The organism is Pandoraea pulmonicola (assembly GCF_000815105.2).
Taxonomy (GTDB): domain Bacteria; phylum Pseudomonadota; class Gammaproteobacteria; order Burkholderiales; family Burkholderiaceae; genus Pandoraea; species Pandoraea pulmonicola.
Map to the genome: position 1 here is coordinate 4,361,460 of NZ_CP010310.2, position 16,384 is coordinate 4,377,843.

General features: G+C 66.5%; 15 protein-coding genes. 5 read left to right on the forward strand and 10 right to left on the reverse strand.

The genetic code is table 11. The annotated features are described in order from the left end of the window. The first annotated feature begins 29 nt into the window (after positions 1–29). A complete protein-coding gene (gene dacB / locus RO07_RS18605; RefSeq protein ID WP_052267418.1) occupies positions 30–1,514 on the forward strand; it encodes a D-alanyl-D-alanine carboxypeptidase/D-alanyl-D-alanine endopeptidase in 1,485 nt (494 codons plus the stop codon). A gap of 210 nt (positions 1,515–1,724) precedes the next feature. Further along, a complete protein-coding gene (locus tag RO07_RS18610) occupies positions 1,725–2,642 on the forward strand; it encodes a sterol desaturase family protein (protein WP_039404778.1) in 918 nt (305 codons plus the stop codon). Positions 2,643–2,725: 83 nt separating this feature from the next. On the opposite strand, the gene RO07_RS18615 is transcribed toward RO07_RS18610, so the two are convergent. The 5 genes from RO07_RS18615 to RO07_RS18635 all read right to left on the reverse strand — a co-directional run bounded on the left by RO07_RS18615 (position 2,726) and on the right by RO07_RS18635 (position 8,058). Beyond that, positions 2,726–3,778 (reverse strand): L-threonylcarbamoyladenylate synthase, encoded by a 1,053-nt coding sequence (locus RO07_RS18615; protein WP_039404780.1) that lies wholly within the window; start codon positions 3,776–3,778, stop codon positions 2,726–2,728. Between the two features lie 3 nt (positions 3,779–3,781). Continuing rightward, positions 3,782–5,011: a 5-(carboxyamino)imidazole ribonucleotide synthase gene (locus tag RO07_RS18620; RefSeq protein ID WP_052266714.1), complete on the reverse strand. Its 1,230-nt coding sequence runs from the start codon at positions 5,009–5,011 to the stop codon at positions 3,782–3,784. A 38-nt stretch (positions 5,012–5,049) separates the two neighbouring features. Further along, the gene (gene purE, locus RO07_RS18625; protein ID WP_039404781.1) at positions 5,050–5,556 is read right to left on the reverse strand and encodes a 5-(carboxyamino)imidazole ribonucleotide mutase; all 507 of its coding nucleotides are present in this window, start codon (positions 5,554–5,556) and stop codon (positions 5,050–5,052) included. Between the two features lie 16 nt (positions 5,557–5,572). Then, entirely contained in the window at positions 5,573–6,463 is an 891-nt protein-coding gene (locus RO07_RS18630; protein ID WP_039412835.1) for a phosphoribosylaminoimidazolesuccinocarboxamide synthase, read from the reverse strand. A gap of 173 nt (positions 6,464–6,636) precedes the next feature. Further along, entirely contained in the window at positions 6,637–8,058 is a 1,422-nt protein-coding gene (locus RO07_RS18635) for a hypothetical protein (protein ID WP_039404784.1), read from the reverse strand. A gap of 747 nt (positions 8,059–8,805) precedes the next feature. On the opposite strand from RO07_RS18635, the gene RO07_RS26345 reads away from it, so the two are divergent. Next, on the forward strand, positions 8,806–9,117 hold the full coding sequence (locus tag RO07_RS26345; protein WP_160118101.1) for a hypothetical protein: 312 nt from the start codon (positions 8,806–8,808) through the stop codon (positions 9,115–9,117). Positions 9,118–9,197: 80 nt separating this feature from the next. On the opposite strand, the gene fba is transcribed toward RO07_RS26345, so the two are convergent. From fba to RO07_RS18665, 5 genes are all read right to left on the reverse strand, one after another. Further along, positions 9,198–10,262, reverse strand: a complete 1,065-nt coding sequence (gene fba / locus RO07_RS18645; RefSeq protein ID WP_039404787.1) for a class II fructose-bisphosphate aldolase — start codon at positions 10,260–10,262, stop codon at positions 9,198–9,200. Between the two features lie 123 nt (positions 10,263–10,385). Further along, positions 10,386–11,819 (reverse strand): pyruvate kinase, encoded by a 1,434-nt coding sequence (gene pyk, locus RO07_RS18650; RefSeq protein ID WP_039412836.1) that lies wholly within the window; start codon positions 11,817–11,819, stop codon positions 10,386–10,388. Between the two features lie 235 nt (positions 11,820–12,054). Further along, positions 12,055–13,260 (reverse strand): phosphoglycerate kinase, encoded by a 1,206-nt coding sequence (locus tag RO07_RS18655; RefSeq protein WP_039404788.1) that lies wholly within the window; start codon positions 13,258–13,260, stop codon positions 12,055–12,057. Positions 13,261–13,346: 86 nt separating this feature from the next. Next, positions 13,347–13,670: an AzlD domain-containing protein gene (locus tag RO07_RS18660; protein ID WP_039404789.1), complete on the reverse strand. Its 324-nt coding sequence runs from the start codon at positions 13,668–13,670 to the stop codon at positions 13,347–13,349. Further along, a complete protein-coding gene (locus RO07_RS18665) occupies positions 13,667–14,527 on the reverse strand; it encodes an AzlC family ABC transporter permease (RefSeq protein ID WP_084072702.1) in 861 nt (286 codons plus the stop codon). The genes RO07_RS18660 and RO07_RS18665 overlap by 4 nt, the downstream gene beginning before the upstream one ends. Positions 14,528–14,978: 451 nt before the next feature. Here RO07_RS18665 and RO07_RS18670 point away from each other — a divergent pair, with 451 nt between their 5' ends. Together RO07_RS18670 and waaF are read left to right on the forward strand one after the other, a co-directional pair. Continuing rightward, positions 14,979–15,173, forward strand: coding sequence for a zinc-finger domain-containing protein (locus tag RO07_RS18670; RefSeq protein ID WP_039404790.1), 195 nt, complete (start codon positions 14,979–14,981; stop codon positions 15,171–15,173). A gap of 110 nt (positions 15,174–15,283) precedes the next feature. After that, positions 15,284–16,309: a lipopolysaccharide heptosyltransferase II gene (waaF, locus tag RO07_RS18675; protein ID WP_039404791.1), complete on the forward strand. Its 1,026-nt coding sequence runs from the start codon at positions 15,284–15,286 to the stop codon at positions 16,307–16,309. Positions 16,310–16,384 lie beyond the last annotated feature (75 nt).

The window sequence follows — 16,384 nt, forward strand, 5'->3', positions numbered from 1 at the left end:
CGTCCGCACCGTTCGCGCTAGGCGTGTCGATGTTGGCCCTCGCGCTGCTTGCGGGCGGCCCCGCGCAAGCGAAGCCGGGCAAGCACGCGAGGATGCCGAAGGTGCCTGCCGCCGCCGCGCATGCCACACCGTTGCCCGCACCGCTCGCCCGTGCACTCGCCGCGAGCAAGGTACCTGCCGCGCACGTGAGCGTGATCGTGGCGCGCGTGGACAACCCGCTGCAGACACGCGGCACCATCGCGCCGCCACTGCTCGCGGTCAATCCGGGCGTGCCACGCAACCCGGCTTCGACGATGAAGCTCGTCACGACGATCGCCGCGCTCGACACGCTCGGGCCCGATTACCGCTGGCGCACGCAGGCGTTCACCGACGGGCAATTCGACGGCCGCACGCTCAATGGCAACCTGTACTTCCGGGGCACGGGCGATCCCAAGCTCGTGCCCGAAGAGATGGAAAAGTTCATCGCCGAGTTGCATAACGCGGGTGTCGCGAACCTCAATGGCGACATCGTGCTCGACCGCTCGGCCTACAGTGCGGACATCGGCGCGACCAGCGCGATCGACGGCGGCGACGATCGCCCGTACAACGTCGCACCGGACCCGCTGCTCTATTCGTTCAAGGCCGTCTCGTTCAGCTTCGCGAGCAATCCAAACGGCACCGTCGACGTCGGCGTGCTGCCGCCGCTGGCCAACCTGCAGGTCGCCAACGAGATGTCGTCCACGCCGGCAGGCAATTGCGGCGACTGGCTCACGCGCATCCATCCGACGCTGGGCACGACGCCGGACGGCGCCTACATCGCCCACTTCTCCGGCACGTATCCCGCCGCTTGCGAGGACAAGGGCTGGAACGTGGCCGCGCCGGACCGGGATCGATTCTTCCTCGGGGGCTTCCGCGCGCTGTGGCAGGCCTCGGGCGGTCAGTTCAACGGCAACGTACGCACAGGCACGGTACCGCCCGGCGCGCGGCTGCTCGTCACGCATCGCGGTCAGACACTGGCCGAAGTCGTGCACGACATGAACAAGTTCAGCAACAACGTCATGGCGCGTCAGCTCTTCCTGACGCTGGGCCTGGGCGCCGACGGCAAGACGCCCGCGAGCCTCGCGCGCTCGCGCGAAGTGCTTAGGCGCTGGCTCGACAGGAACGATCTCGCCATGCCAGGCCTCGTCGTGGAGAACGGCTCGGGCCTGTCGCGCGTCGAGCGCATCAGCGCGGCGGAGCTGGCGCGCCTGTTGCAGCACGGCATGAACGGGCCGAACGCGCAGGTGCTCGTCGAATCGATGCCGACGGCCGGGGTCGACGGGACCATGCGAAATCGGCTGACGAATCGCGACGTGGCCGGCAACGCCCACATCAAGACGGGCACGCTCGACGACGTGAGCGCCGTGGCCGGCTATGTCGGCTCGCGCAGCGGCAACGTCTATGTCGTGGTCTCGCTGGTGAACGATCCACGCGCCAGCAATGCCCGTGCGTTCAACGACGCCCTCATTTCCTGGGTGTACGAGAACGCCCCGTGAACCTTGGGCGCCGGCAAGCAGCGCCCGGCGCCGCGTGTGAAAACGTCGAAACCGCAGGCGGCCGGCCGGACATCGGCCTTTTGACGTTTCCCTCTAACCGACGCGTGACAGGCGGACATTCGCGTCAGAATAGACGTTCCATCGGCGTCACCGCCGCCAAGACGGCGGGACACCGATTCAGGTGACCCTATCGTGAGGAGACGCGAGGTCATGAACGTCGAGCTGATCCTGCTGGCGCTCGCGCCGGTATTCGTGCTGTGCATCGGTATCGAAGCCTGGTACTGGCGGCGTCGCCGCCCCGGCATGTACAGCCTCAAGGACACCGTGAGCAACGCCACGCTCGCGCTCATGCACCAGGGGGCGGACAAGCTGGCATGGCTGCTCGTCGTGCCGTTCTATGCATGGATCTACGATCACCATCGCATCCACACCATGCCCGGCGGCTGGGTCGGCTTCCTGCTGCTCTTCCTCGTGCAGGACTTTCTGTACTACGTTTTTCATCGCGCCAGCCATCGCATCCGCTGGCTCTGGGCCGCGCACGTGGTGCATCACTCGTCGGAGCGGCTCAACCTGTCGACCGCATTCCGCCAGAGCCTGATGTATCCGATTGCCGGCATGTGGCTGTTCTGGACGCCGATGGCGCTCATCGGCTTCGCCCCGCTGCAGATCGTAGGCGTGGTCCTGCTCAATCTCGCGTTCCAGTTCTTCGTGCACACGCAAGCCATTCCGAAACTGGGATGGCTCGAGTACGTGCTCAATACACCGTCGATTCATCGTGCGCATCACGCGCGCAATCCGCGTTACATCGACCGCAACTACGCCGGCGTGCTCGTCACCTGGGATCGCCTGTTCGGCTCCTATGTCGAGGAGAGCGACGACGAGCCGTGCGAGTTCGGCATCGTCGACCAGATCCATACACACAACCCGATCACGCTGACGTTCCACGAGTGGTGCGCGATGGCGCACGACGTCTTCACCCTGCCGGGCTGGCGCAACAAGTGGATGGCATTGTTCGGCCCGCCCGAGTGGCGGCACGCCTGGCTGGCGGCGCATCCGGCGACGGCATCGGTGCCAGCGTCATCGAGCGATGGCGTAGACAGTGTCGGCGCCTCGCGCAAAACGCTCTGACGCGACGCGTTGCCGCGTTCCATGAAAAAGGCGCGGGGATTCCGCGCCTTTTTCGTTGAGCCGTTGGCCCTACCCGTCCGACATCATTCGCGCGCGAACGCTGCCGCCGCCCGGCCGAGGCGATCGCCCACGGCAGCCCATGCCGGCGTGTCGGGCAGGCGCTCGAACAGAATGTGCGTGACGTTCTCGCGGTCCAAGCGGCGCAGCATCGCGTAGAGATCGGTCGCAAGCGCCTCGGGCGTCGCCGGCAACACGATCTTGACGACGTCGTCGGACATCGAGGCGTCGGCCGGCAAGGCCGCCAGCGTCGGCGCGAACGCCGCCACCGCGACGCGCTCGCCCGCCGGGCGCACCGCCAGCGCTGGTGCGAACTGGCCAGCGTCGCACAAATACAGCGGCGTGCGCGGCGCGTAGTGCGCCTTGAGCGTACCCGACGCGCGCGGCGCATCGGTGTCCTGCCCCGGCAATCGCGGCATCTCGCCCAGCACCTCGGCGATCTGCGCCGGCGTGATGTGCCCGGGGCGCAGCAACGCGGGAAAGCCGCGCGACAGATCGACGATCGTCGACTCGATGCCCACGGCCGCCTCGCCACCGTCGAGCACGTGAACGGTCACACCGGGCAGCCCGGCGAATTCGTCGCGCACGTGCTGGGCAGCCGTCGGGCTCACCTGACCGAAGCGATTGGCCGACGGCGCGGCAACACCGCCCTGCCCGCCCTTGAGCGACTCGAATTGCCGCAGCAGCCCCTGTGCGACAGGATGCGACGGGCAACGCAGGCCCACGGAATCCTGCCCGCCGGAGACGGCGTCGGGAATGTGGGGTGCGCGCTTGAGTATGAGCGTGAGCGGGCCCGGCCAGAACGCGTCCATCAGCTTGCGCGCGGCAGGCGTGATGTCGTCGCTCCAGTAACCGGGGTCGGCTTCCGGGGAAAAATGGACGATGACCGGGTGGTTGGCGGGACGTCCCTTCGCGGCATAGATCGCCGCGACGGCAGCCGGGTTCTCGGCATCGCCGCCGAGGCCGTACACCGTCTCGGTCGGGAACGCGACGAGTTCGCCCGCCGCGAGCTGCGCTGCGGCCTGTGCGATGTCGTGGGCCGCCGGCATGACGACGCGCGGCGCCTGAGGCGAGGCCATCGCTCAGTCTTCCAGCGGAATGTCGAGGCTCGCCGCCGCCGACACACACGCCTTGCGCGCTTCGTCCAGCGTCGCGCCTGCGAACGTGATGTGGCCCATCTTGCGGCCCACGCGCGCCTCTTCCTTGCCATACAGATGCAGGCGCGCCGACGGCAGTGCAACGACCTCGGCCCACGCCGGCGTGCGCGGATGGTCCTTGCCCGCGCCGTCGAACCACACGTCGCCGAGCACGTTGAGCATGACGGCCGGCGAGTGCTGGCGCGTTTCGCCCAGCGGCAAGCCGGCCATGGCACGCACTTGCTGCTCGAACTGGCTCGCCGCGCAGGCATCGATCGTGTAGTGACCGCTGTTGTGCGGACGCGGCGCCATTTCGTTGGCGATGAGCGTGCCGTCCTCGAGGATGAAGAACTCGACGCACAGCACACCCACGTAATCCATCCGCGAGGCGATCATCGCCGCTGCCGCGCGTGCGGCATCGGCCAGCGACGGCGCCGCGTCCGGCGCGGGTACGGTCGTGGTGGCGAGAATGCCGTCGATATGCACGTTCTGCGCGAGCGGATAGGTCGCCACGGTGCCGTCTGCGCCGCGTGCGCTCAGCACGGACACCTCGAACGCCAGCGCCAGACGCTTCTCCAGCACGCAGGGCACGCCGCCGAGCGCGGCGTAGGCGTCGCGCGCTTCGGCAGGCGTGTTCACCCGCACCTGACCTTTGCCGTCGTAGCCCAGACGCGCGGTCTTCAGAATCCCGGGCAGCACGCTCGCGAGGGCGGCGTCGCCGACGGCGGCGAGCGCATCGTTCGACTCGATCACGAGATGCGGGGCCACCGGCACGCCGCAACTTTCGATGAAGCGCTTCTCCGCCACGCGGTCCTGCGCAATGGCGACGCAACGCCCGGCCGGACTCACGGTCGTGGTTTTCGCGAGGAAGTCGAGCGACTGAGCCGGCACGTTCTCGAACTCGGTCGACACCGCCGGACACAGCACCGCCAGTTCGGCGAGCGCCGCCTCGTCACGATAATCGGCGACGATCAGGCGATCGGCCACGGCGCCTGCCGGACAACGCGGATCCGGGTCGAGCACGCAGACCTTGTAGCCCATCGATTGGGCAGCGAAACAGAACATGCGGCCGAGCTGGCCGCCGCCGAGCATGCCCAGCCATTGGCCGGGCAGGACAGGATGTGCGGGGTGCGCGGGGTGCGTCGAATGCGCAGACGCAGCGGATGCGGATTTCATCGTTGTGAAGACGGGAGACGAGGTCGGTCGTTCTGCTTTTACAGGGCGGGCAACGTCATGCCGCGCGCCGCTTCGGTCTGCTTCGCGCGGAAGGCTTCGAGCTTGTCGGCCAGCGCCTTGTCGCCGGCGGCGAGCATCGACACCGCGAACAGCGCCGCGTTGGCCGCGCCGGCTTCGCCGATGGCGAACGTGGCGACCGGCACGCCCTTGGGCATCTGCACGATCGACAGCAGCGAATCCTCGCCGCGCAGATACTTGCTCGGCACCGGCACGCCCAGCACCGGCACCGTGGTCTTGGCGGCGATCATGCCCGGCAGGTGCGCGGCGCCGCCGGCGCCTGCGATGATCGCCACGAGCCCGCGCTCGCGGGCGGCTTCGGCGTAGCGGAACATGTCGTCCGGCATGCGGTGCGCCGAGACGACCTGCGCCTCGTACGGCACGCCGAACTCGGCCAGGATCGCGGCCGCGTTCTTCATGACTTCCCAGTCCGAATTGGACCCCATTACCACGCCAACGCGCGGCGTCACGGCTTGTTTGTCGCTCATGTCTTCAACGCCCTGCTCAGGCCAGTTGCTGGCCGGTCAGGCGCTCCAGCGCCTCGCGGTACTTGGCGGCCGTCTTCTCGACGACCTCGTCGGGCAGCTTCGGCGCGGGCGGCGTCTTGCCCCACGGCTGCGTTTCGAGCCAGTCGCGCACGAACTGCTTGTCGAACGACGGCGGGTTGCTGCCCACGGCGTACGAGTCGGCCGGCCAGAAACGCGACGAATCGGCCGTCAGCGCCTCGTCCATCAGATGCAGCTTGCCGTCGTCGTCCAGACCGAATTCGAACTTCGTGTCGGCGATGATGATGCCGCGCGTGGCCGCATAAGCGGCAGCTTCCTTGTAAAGGCGGATCGAGATCTCGCGGATCTGCTCGGCGAGCTCGCGGCCGATGCGGCTCACCATCTCGTCGAAGCTGATGTTCTCGTCGTGCTCGCCCAGTTCGGCCTTGGCCGCCGGCGTGAAGATCGGTTCGGGCAGTTGCTGCGCGTTCTGCAGGCCGGCGGGCAGCTTCACGCCGCACACGGCGCCGCTCGCCTGGTAGTCCTTCCAGCCGCTGCCGGCCAGATAACCGCGCACGACGGCTTCGACCAGGATCGGCTTCAAACGCTTGACGACGACCGCACGGCCGGCGACCTGGGCGGCTTCGTCAGCCGACACGACGGTCTCGGGCGCAACACCCGTCAGGTGATTCGGCACCACGTGGGCAAGCTTGTCGAACCAGAAGTTGGCCATCTGGTTGAGCACGCGACCCTTACCCGGAATCGGCTCGCCCATGATCACGTCGAACGCCGAGAGGCGATCCGTCGTCACGATCAGCAGCTTGTCGTCGCCGACGGCATAGTTGTCGCGCACTTTGCCGCGCGAGAGCAGCGGCAGGCTCTTGAGGGAGGATTCGTACAGGGCGTTCAGAGCGGGGGTAGTCACGGCGGGGACCCGATATCAGGAAGGGCAAAGGCGTAATTATACGCGCGTCGAGGGGGCGCTTCACGAAGATGTCGGCCCCGGCGAGGCACCGTGGGGCCGTCATCTTCGCGCCATGCAGGCCGTTCGTGGACCGTTCGCCGGATTCGACCTCCGGTGGATCAGCTGGGCCAGCGGCGAAACCTGGCCTCCAGACGTGCCTTTTCCGACGCATGTACCAGCAATGCCACGACTGGGGCGCGCGAAATCGGGTTCGGCATCGGCTTGGTGGTGCCCTGGCAATGCCGGTACCAATCGGCCACCGAACTCACGTCGTAATACTTGTTGTCGCAGGTGAGCCCGTAGTCGTCGAACGACAACAGCTGGACGGCATCCGGACTCTCCGGCGCGATGACCTCCTGCGAGATCCGGTCCGTATGGCCGCCGACGTAGGCGGGGGTAAGAAAGCGAATGCCGCCGAGCACATTGATCTCGTCACGCAGCCACAGTATCGCCGTACCGGGCGGCAGGCCGCCGGAGGCCAGCACCGGCGCGACTTGCTCGAAGTTCGTTTCGAGAATGGCGGCGAGTCTGCGGCGTCCCTCGCCGCTTTGCCAGTCGATCCGCACTTTGCCGGTTCTGCCAAGCAGATGCTTGTTGAGCATATGCACCTTGCGCTCGCTGCGCGGATCGCCCCGTCCCGCGGAGCGCAACATCGCCGTAAGCCGGCAAAACTCGGCAATGAGATCGAAGCTGCGGGACGCCGCATTGATGTGATGATCGCTCGCGGCCGAGCGCTGGGCGATGGCTTCCGCGCCGAGCTGACCACGCAGCCGGGCGTCGCCGTCCCGCAGTTGCAACGCCGCGCTGGCGATCACGGCGCATGGGCGTGCGATGCCGCTCTCCGAACACACCAATGCGACCTTGCCGGGGTTGCGCCGCATGAAGTCCGCAACGCCCTTGCCCGCGCGCCAAAGCGTCGCGCCGTCGATCTGCATGTCGAACCGCTCCATGCCCGTGAATTCCATGAACTGAACGTGTGACAGGCCGCCGTCCAGATTGACGGACGAGAGGGATGCATGAGACGAGGCGGGTGTCAGCGGTGCATGCTCGCCGTGCTGGCGTTCGCCCCGTCGCGTCACGCGGGCGATGTATCCGCCGATCGGTCGCTCGTGGTAACCGGCCTTGTCGAGACCGTCGCGAGGCTCGCCCGCCATCTGCATGGTGCCTGGCTCGACGCAGAAAATCGCACCGATCTGCGGATACGTCTTGAGCATGCGCGTGAGGCCCCGGGCTTCCGCCGGGATCGCCGTGGGTCCAACAATGAACCGGTAGCCACCCAGTTCGAGCAGGCCGTAACGGGTGCATTCGTTGCCCACCCGGATCAGTTTCGACGTGTTCACGCCGTAACGGTCGGACCAGTCCTGTGCCATGCCGCGCACCGACGACGCCCAGTCCGGGGTCGGGTCGTCGCACGCCCAGAGACGGATGGGCGTCTCGCACAGGGCCGTCGCGTCGCCGGTATTTTTATCGCCCTTCACGTCCGCCATGCCCTTGCCGGCAGCCTCCGCCTTGCTGCCTTTCCAGTCGGCAGCCATCGCCATGCGCGAATGTTCAGGGGTCTGCTGGCCTCGCGTTCGCGACGTCTGGGCGCCGGCAGGGGAAATACCGGCTTGATCCATGGACCTTGGCGCACGATTGGCGGTACCGGAAAGGGAGCCCGCCATCGCGCCAGAACGCGCGGGCGATGGCGGGGACGCTTCGGGTCTGGAAAGCCCGAGACTCGCGGCGAGGGCCTTGGGAAAGCGAGTAAGCGGCATCGATAACTCCGGGTTGCCCATGGAGGGCTTGGTTGACGGGAGGCAGGAGACTGCCACGCGTCATTCCGGCGGACTTCCGGGATCGGTCGGGTGCCTGTCGTTTTGCATCGGCGGAGCGACATTCCCGCCACATTCCCGCCACCTTACTCCGCACGGCATTGCCCGACGCGCCGTTACCCCGGTATTTCACCGTCCTTCGCCGGACGCGGATGTTACCTACAATGGAAACGTTCACCCGACAAAAGGGCTGCTATGACGATCAAATCGACTCCATGCAATGTCCGGCAGCCTTTCGCCACACGACTCCTGGCCATCATCCCCTTCGTACTGGCGCTTTCGGGCGCCCCCGCGCTGGCGCAAACGTCGCGCTCCGCCCCCCATGCGCCACATGCCGCCACACAACGGGCGACGGCACCGAACGCGGCCTCGGCAAGCTCGGCTTCGTCAGGGACATCGCCCTCGGGCCGCGCGGAGCTTCCGGCACTTCCGCGCCTGACCGCCATCACCCCGCCGGAGAACGACGGCGCCACCGTGCGCTTCGCCCTGTACGCCGCGCGCGACATCGAACTGCTCGGTCTGCAGTTTCCGGCCAAGACCGAGGGCAGCCCGCCCGACGCCGACGTGGTGATCACAATGCATCTGCGCGACAGTGCGGCCGCCCGCATGCGGGACTTCTCCCGCGCGCACATGAATGAGCAGATGACCCTGATCGTGGATGGCGTGGAAATGGTCACCGCCATGATCGGCTCGGAGCTCGGCGGCCGATTCCAGTTGCAGATGCCCAAAGAAAAGGCCCGGCTTCTGTTCCAGCGAGTGCTGGCAAAAGCCGGGCCTGCGACCTGACGCGTCGGCGACGCGTCAGGCCGGGCGACAGGCTGCGCGGGTCACACCCGCACGAGCCCGATACGCCCGATACGCCTGATTTACTTCACGATTTGAGCGAGATCGCCGCTCTTGTACTTCTCGGCCATCTTCTCGAGCGCGATCGGCTTGATCTTGCCGGCCTGACCTTCGCAGCCGAATGCGAGGTAGCGCGCCTTGCAGACCTGCTTGGCGGCTTCGCGCGCCGGCTTGAGATAGTCGCGCGGGTCGAACTTGCTCGGGTTTTCGAACAGATAGCGACGGATCGCGCCGGTCATGGCCAGGCGGATGTCGGTATCGATGTTGATCTTGCGCACGCCGTGCTTGATGCCTTCGACGATCTCCTCGACCGGCACGCCGTACGTTTCCTTCATGTCGCCGCCGAACTCGCGGATTTCGGCGAGCAGTTCCTGCGGCACCGACGACGAACCGTGCATCACCAGATGGGTGTTCGGGATGCGGCGGTGGATTTCCTTGATGCGGTCGATGGCGAGAATGTCGCCCGTCGGCTTGCGGCTGAACTTGTAGGCGCCATGCGAGGTGCCGATGGCGATGGCCAGCGCGTCGCACTGCGTCTGATGCACGAAGTCGGCAGCCTGGTCCGGATCGGTCAGCAGTTGCTCGCGCGTCATGGTGCCGTCGGCGCCGTGGCCGTCTTCCTTGTCGCCCTTCATCGTTTCGAGCGAACCCAGCACACCCAGCTCGGCTTCCACCGTCACGCCGATGTAGTGCGAGAACTCGACGACCTTCTTCGACACTTCGACGTTGTACTCGTAGCTGGCGACCGACTTGCCGTCGGCTTCGAGCGAACCGTCCATCATCACGCTCGAGAAGCCGCTCTTGATGGCGGCCATGCACACCGCCGGCGACTGGCCGTGATCCTGGTGCATCACCACCGGAATATGCGGGTAGGCTTCGACGGCGGCCGAAATCAGGTGACGCAGGAACGCTTCGCCAGCGTACTTGCGAGCACCGGCCGAAGCCTGCATGATCACCGGCGCACCGACTTCGTCGGCGGCGGCCATGATCGCGGAGACTTGCTCCAGGTTGTTGACGTTGAAGGCCGGCAGACCGTAGCCGTTTTCGGCGGCATGGTCGAGCAGCTGTCGCATAGAGACTAGGGGCATGATGTTCTCCTTGGAATCACAAAACTAAGCAAATCTTTCTCTCGATCCGGAGGCGCCCCTCATGACGACGGCTCGCGGGCGGCGTGGCACCTGGCCTCGCCGCGCACGCGCGGCCCCATTCCGTCATGCGTGGCCCACCTGAACGATCTTCAACGTATTGGTGCCGCCGGGTTGCCCCATCGGCTCGCCGACCGTCAGCACGACCGTGTCGCCGCGCTTGACCACGCCGCTCGAGAGCAGCAGTTGCTCCGCCTGCTTGAGCGCCTGATCGCGGTCGTGCGCCGCGTCGGCGCGCATCGCGTAGACATTGCGGTACAGCGCCATCTTGCGGTGGCTGCCGAGCTGCGAGGTCAGCGCGAAAATCGGCACATGGATCTTGTGGCGGGACAGCCACAGCGCCGTGGCGCCCGACTCGGTCAGCGCCACGATCGCTTTCGCGCCAAGATGATACGCGGTAAACAGCGCCCCGGCCGCAATCGTTTGGTCGATGCGCGTAAAAGTTTGGTCCAGCCAGTCGCGGTCGAGTTCCACGGTCTCCGAGCGCTCGGCTTCGACGCAGATCGCCGCCATCGTCTCGATCGTCTCGACCGGGTACTTGCCTGCGGCGCTCTCGGCCGACAGCATCACCGCGTCGGTGCCGTCGAGCACGGCGTTGGCCACGTCCGAGACCTCGGCGCGCGTGGGCACCGGGTTGTGGATCATCGACTCCATCATCTGCGTTGCCGTGATGGTCGTCTTGTTCATCTCGCGCGCCAGGCGGATCATGCGCTTTTGCAGCGCCGGCACCGCCGCGTTGCCGACCTCGATGGCCAGATCGCCGCGCGCGACCATGATGCAGTCCGATGCCGCCAGGATCTCCTCGAGCGCCGGAATAGCCTCGGCACGCTCGATCTTGGCGATCATGAGCGGCTTGATGCCGTACGGCTCGCCCGCCACGTTCGCCAGGCGCCGCGCCATTTCCATATCCGTGGCGTTCTTCGGAAACGAGACCGCGACGTAATCGGCGCCCAGCGCCATCGCGGTCTTGATGTCTTCCATGTCCTTGGCGGTCAACGCCGGCGCCGTGAGGCCGCCGCCCTGGCGGTTGATGCCCTTGTTGTTCGACAGATCGCCGCCGACCTTCACGGTCGTGTGGATCTCGTTGCCGAGCACGCGATCGACGATCAGCACGATCAGGCCGTCGTTGAGCAGCAGCACGTCGCCCGTGCGCACGTCGCGCGGCAATTCCTTGTAGTCCAGGCCGACGCGTTCGTCGTTACCGAGCTCGCAGTCGGCGTCCAGAATGAACTTGGCGCCGGCCTCGAGCGTGGTCTTGCCGTTCTCGAACTTGCCGACGCGAATCTTCGGGCCCTGCAGGTCGGCCATGATGGCCACTTCGCGGCCCGCCGCCTTGGCAGCCGCACGCACCATCTCGGCGCGCTCGATGTGGTCCTGCGCCTTGCCGTGCGAGAAGTTCAGGCGGACAACGTCGACGCCCGCGGCGATCATGCGCGAGAGCACTTCCGGCGTGCTCGACGCCGGACCGATGGTGGCGACGATCTTGGTGGAGCGGTTCATGACTTCCATCTATTCATCCTCTTTGGGTAACAGCGCGTTCGACATTGCTGGCGCTTAGAGGTTTGTAGCGCATTTAGGCCGCCGCAGGTTAACCAAAAAGTTCGTATTGTCTGTACGAAATCGTTCGATTCGATCTCTGACGTTCGCAATGAGCGCCCCAAAATGCGCTCATCCTGCCCCCGTCAACGCCTGTCCGATCGGCCCGGCACCCCGCCCCACCTGGTGCTTGCGAGCCTCAACCGGCCTGTGCGGCGCGTTGCTGCAGCACGTCGACGGCCGGCAACGTCTTGCCCTCGAGGAATTCGAGGAACGCGCCGCCACCGGTGGAGATGTAGCTGACCTGATCGGCGATGCCGTACTTGGCGATGGCCGCGAGCGTATCGCCGCCGCCGGCGATCGAGAAACCCTTGGCCGCGGCGATGGCGCGCGCCAGGGTCTCGGTGCCATGGCCGAACTGGTCGAATTCGAACACCCCGACCGGGCCGTTCCACACGATCGTGCCGGCACTGCCCAACTGTTCGGCGAGCTTGGCGGCCGTTTGCGGGCCGATGTCGAGGATCATGTCGTTGGTGTCCACGTCGGCAGCGGCCTTCACGGTGGCTTGCGCCGTCGGGCTGAACTCCTTGGCGCACACGACGTCCGTGGGGATCGGCACCGAGGCGCCGCGGGCGGCCATCGCGTCGATGATCGCGCGGGCCTCGCCAACCAGATCGGCCTCGGCGAGCGACTTGCCGATCGGCAGGCCGGCCGCGAGCATGAACGTGTTGGCGATGCCGCCGCCCACGATCAGCTGATCGACCTTGTCGGCAAGCGACTTGAGAATGGTGAGCTTGGTGGAAACCTTGGAGCCGGCCACGATGGCCACGAGCGGGCGGGCCGGAGCGTTCAGCGCCTTGCCGAGCGCTTCGAGTTCGGCGGCCAGCAGCGGGCCTGCGCAGGCCACCGGCGCGTACTTGGCGATGCCGTGCGTCGTGGCTTCGGCGCGGTGGGCGGTGCCGAACGCGTCGTTCACGTACACGTCGCACAGCTTGGCCATCTTCTGCGCCAGTTCGTCGCTGTCCTTCTTCTCGCCCTTGTTGACGCGGCAGTTCTCCAGCAGCACGACAGTGCCCGGCGCTACGTCGAAGCCACCATCGACCCAGTTGGCGACGAGCTTCACGTCACGACCGAGCAGTTCCGACAGGCGCTGCGCGACCGGGGCGAGCGAGTCGGCGGGCTTGAACTCGCCTTCGGTCGGACGGCCCAGATGCGACGTGACCATCACGGCGGCACCGGCGTCGAGCGCCATCTGGATGGCCGGCACCGAGGCGCGGATGCGCGTGTCTTCCGTGATACGGCCTTCGTCGTCCTGCGGCACGTTCAAATCGGCGCGAATGAAGACACGTTTGCCCGCAAGGCGGCCCTGAGCGATCAGATCGGTGAGACGTACGACGGAAGCCATGAGAATCCGGAATAAATAGTGGGAAAAACATGCATTTTAACTGATCCGACCGGCCGGATGCCCATTTTGGCGGTCCGCGGTTCCCCCTACAGGAACAGACGTCCCAGCGTGTAGACGGCCATGCCGACGACGATCATCTCGATCATGTTCCGGCGCCACACGAACCAGCCCGTGGCGGCGACGGCCGCCGCCAGCTTGTGATTGCCGAGATGCACCGCGAACTGATGATCGAGCAGCAGCACCTCGGGCACCACGATCACGGCCAGCGCCGCGGCCGGCGCGTAGCGCAACGCCCGCTGCAGCCGCTGCGGCAGCGTGACACGGTCGCCGGCAAGCAGGAAGAAGGTCCGTGTGAGGACGGTCACCGCGGTCATCGCCACGAAGGCGAACCAGATTTCGAACGTACTCATGAGCGCGACTCCTCGGAAGCGGACGGCTTGCCGGAAGATTCGGCCAACGATTCGGGCGCCGATGCCGCAAGCGGGACCGCCGCCGGCACGCCTTGCGTTCCCCGCGAATCGGGCAGCGTCGCCGCGCCACCGCCGGCGAGCGCGAGCTTCTTCGCATGGCGTGCCGCGAGTTCGTCGCACACCACTCCGGCCGCGAGCGCGCCAAGCACGCCGAGCACGAGATTGAGGCGGTACGGCAGATCGAACGCGAGCAGACCGATGACCGATGCCAGCGTCACCACCAGCAGGGTCGAGCGCGTGGTGATGGTATGCACCATCATGGGAATGAGCGCGAGCGTGCCCGCGAAGCCGAGGCCCCAACTGTCGGGCACCAGCGCCCCGAGCAGAATGCCGATGATCGAGGACACGTGCCAGACCGCCCAGTTGCTGAGCGCGACGCCGTAGTACGTGCCCTCCTTTCCCGGCACATAACCGTTCGCGAAGTTCTGGTTCATGAACATCACGAAGCCCAGATCGCCGTTCACGTAGCCCAGCACCAGGCGCCGGGGCAGCGACAGATAGGAGAAATGCGGCTGGAGCGCCGCGCTGAAGATCACGAAGCGCAGGTTGATGACGCCCACCGTGAGCAGGATCGTCCACAGTGGCAGACCGGCGGCGAACAGCGGCAGCGAGGCCAGTTGGGCCGATCCGGCGTAGAGCATCAGCGTAAAGCCGATGGCTTGCGGCACGGTGAGCACCGACTTGCTCATGGCGACCCCGGTCACGAGCCCCCACGAAAAAATGGCTGGCAACAGCGGCGAAATAATGCGGAAACCGGCCGCGAACCCTTCACGTTCAGCGGCAGGCAGACGAAGCATTGACATGGTCGGTTTGGGGGGCGAGCGCCTGAGCAAACGGCGCAGTGTCTGGCATTGCGGGGCAAAGCGGTCCCGACGGCGCCCGGCACGCCCAAGATGACCGCGAGCGGTCACGGCGCCCGCCAGGGTTGCCGGAGTCTCTCCTGAATATATTCATCATTGGCGGCGGACGACGGTCCATTATAGCCATGGTAAGCAGTTGCTTAGTACGCTCATTCCGTACATCTGCACGTTTTTGCAGATGCAGCGGGCGAGGTGTCGCGTGCGCGCCACGCGGGGACGAAACCGTCCATGGGTGCGAGCGGCGCCGCGGCGGCCCTGCATCCGCAAAGGGCCGCTGCTGCTTTACAATAGCGACTTTTGGTGAATCGGCAGGGCACCGGAAACTTGGTTCCGCGTCGCTGGCCGGGCAACTCCCAGAATCCCGAATACCCATCACGGTCAGAACCCCATGAGCGAAGTCAAAGAAATGCCGGTCGTCGAAGTCGGCGCAGAAGATCTGCCGGTCCATTGCCCAAATCCCAAGATGGAAGCCTGGAGCGCCCATCCGCGCGTGTTCATCGACGTGAGCCACGGCGAAGCCGCGTGCCCGTACTGCGGCACGCGTTACCGCCTGAAGGCCGGCGTCGTGCTCAAGGGTCACTGAGCCGCGCCGACCCGCCCCGTGCGGACGGGCGCCGCGCTAGTGCCTGACGATGCGCCGCCCAGCCGCCTTTCCGTTTCACCGCTACGCTTAACGTAAGAGTCTCCGCCACGATGCATAAAGCCTTGGTGATCGCCCCCAACTGGATTGGGGACGCGCTGATGGCGCAGCCGTTGTTTACCTTGCTGAGGCGTCTGCATCCGCGTCTGACCATCGACGCGATCGCCCCCGGCTGGGTCGCCCCGGTTCTGGAGCGCATGCCGGAGATTTCGCGCGTGGTCTCGACCGACCTCGCGCACGGCAAGTTGCAGCCGCTCGAGCGCTACCGGCTCGCGAGCGTGCTCGCCGACGAGGGTTACGACGCCGCCTACGTGCTGCCGAACTCCCTGAAGTCGGCGCTGATTCCGTGGCTGGCGCGCATTCCGCTGCGCATCGGCTACAAGGGCGAGCAGCGCTACGGCCTGCTCAACGTGCGCCACGCCAATCCGCGCAAGGACGAGCGCCCGCCAATGGTGCGGCACTACGCTGCGCTTGCCTTCGCGCCTGGTGCCAAGCTGCCCGAGACGCTGCCCACGCCGCGCATCGAAGCCGATCTGAACGAGTCCGCCCGCGTCTACGCCCGCTTCGGGCTCGACTTGCGCGTGCCGCTCGTCGTGTTCTGTCCCGGCGCCGAATTCGGTCCGGCCAAGCGCTGGCCGCCGGGTCATTTCGCGCAGCTCGCGCAACTGGTTCGCCGCTCGTTCCCGTATGCGCAGATCGTCGCGCTCGGCTCAGGCAAGGACGGTGCGCTGGCCCAGCAGATCGCCGCCGAGGCCCCGTTCGTGCGCAACCTGTGCGGGCAGACGTCGCTAGCCGAGGCCTGCGCCCTGCTCGCGCGCGCCAACGCGGTGGTGAGCAACGACTCGGGACTGATGCACGTGACGGCGGCACTGCGCCGGCCGCAGATCGCGCTTTTCGGCTCGTCCGATCCGCGCCACACGCCGCCGCTGTCCGATCAGGCGCACGTCCTGTGGCTACAATTGGAGTGCAGCCCGTGTTTCGCCCGCGAATGTCCGCTCGGCCACATGCGCTGCCTCAACGAACTGATGCCCGAGCATGTGTTCGCGAACCTGCGCAACATTCTGCTCACGCAGCGCTGAGCCGGTGCTCGTGTCGGACGACGGTGCCCACATCACCCATCGCCGTCCGCAGCCCGCCCCGCCAACACTCAACGG

Coding starts and splice junctions, on each gene's coding strand:
- RO07_RS18635 (WP_039404784.1), bottom strand. CDS start 8,058: ATGGCGATGGCTGCCGACTGGAAAGGCAGCAAGGCGGAGGCTGCCGGC.
- purE (WP_039404781.1), bottom strand. CDS start 5,556: ATGAGCGACAAACAAGCCGTGACGCCGCGCGTTGGCGTGGTAATGGGG.
- pyk (WP_039412836.1), bottom strand. CDS start 11,819: ATGAACCGCTCCACCAAGATCGTCGCCACCATCGGTCCGGCGTCGAGC.
- RO07_RS18670 (WP_039404790.1), top strand. CDS start 14,979: ATGAGCGAAGTCAAAGAAATGCCGGTCGTCGAAGTCGGCGCAGAAGAT.
- RO07_RS18620 (WP_052266714.1), bottom strand. CDS start 5,011: ATGAAATCCGCATCCGCTGCGTCTGCGCATTCGACGCACCCCGCGCAC.
- waaF (WP_039404791.1), top strand. CDS start 15,284: ATGCATAAAGCCTTGGTGATCGCCCCCAACTGGATTGGGGACGCGCTG.
- RO07_RS18615 (WP_039404780.1), bottom strand. CDS start 3,778: ATGGCCTCGCCTCAGGCGCCGCGCGTCGTCATGCCGGCGGCCCACGAC.
- RO07_RS18610 (WP_039404778.1), top strand. CDS start 1,725: ATGAACGTCGAGCTGATCCTGCTGGCGCTCGCGCCGGTATTCGTGCTG.
- RO07_RS18655 (WP_039404788.1), bottom strand. CDS start 13,260: ATGGCTTCCGTCGTACGTCTCACCGATCTGATCGCTCAGGGCCGCCTT.
- dacB (WP_052267418.1), top strand. CDS start 30: ATGTTGGCCCTCGCGCTGCTTGCGGGCGGCCCCGCGCAAGCGAAGCCG.
- fba (WP_039404787.1), bottom strand. CDS start 10,262: ATGCCCCTAGTCTCTATGCGACAGCTGCTCGACCATGCCGCCGAAAAC.
- RO07_RS18660 (WP_039404789.1), bottom strand. CDS start 13,670: ATGAGTACGTTCGAAATCTGGTTCGCCTTCGTGGCGATGACCGCGGTG.
- RO07_RS18665 (WP_084072702.1), bottom strand. CDS start 14,527: ATGCTTCGTCTGCCTGCCGCTGAACGTGAAGGGTTCGCGGCCGGTTTC.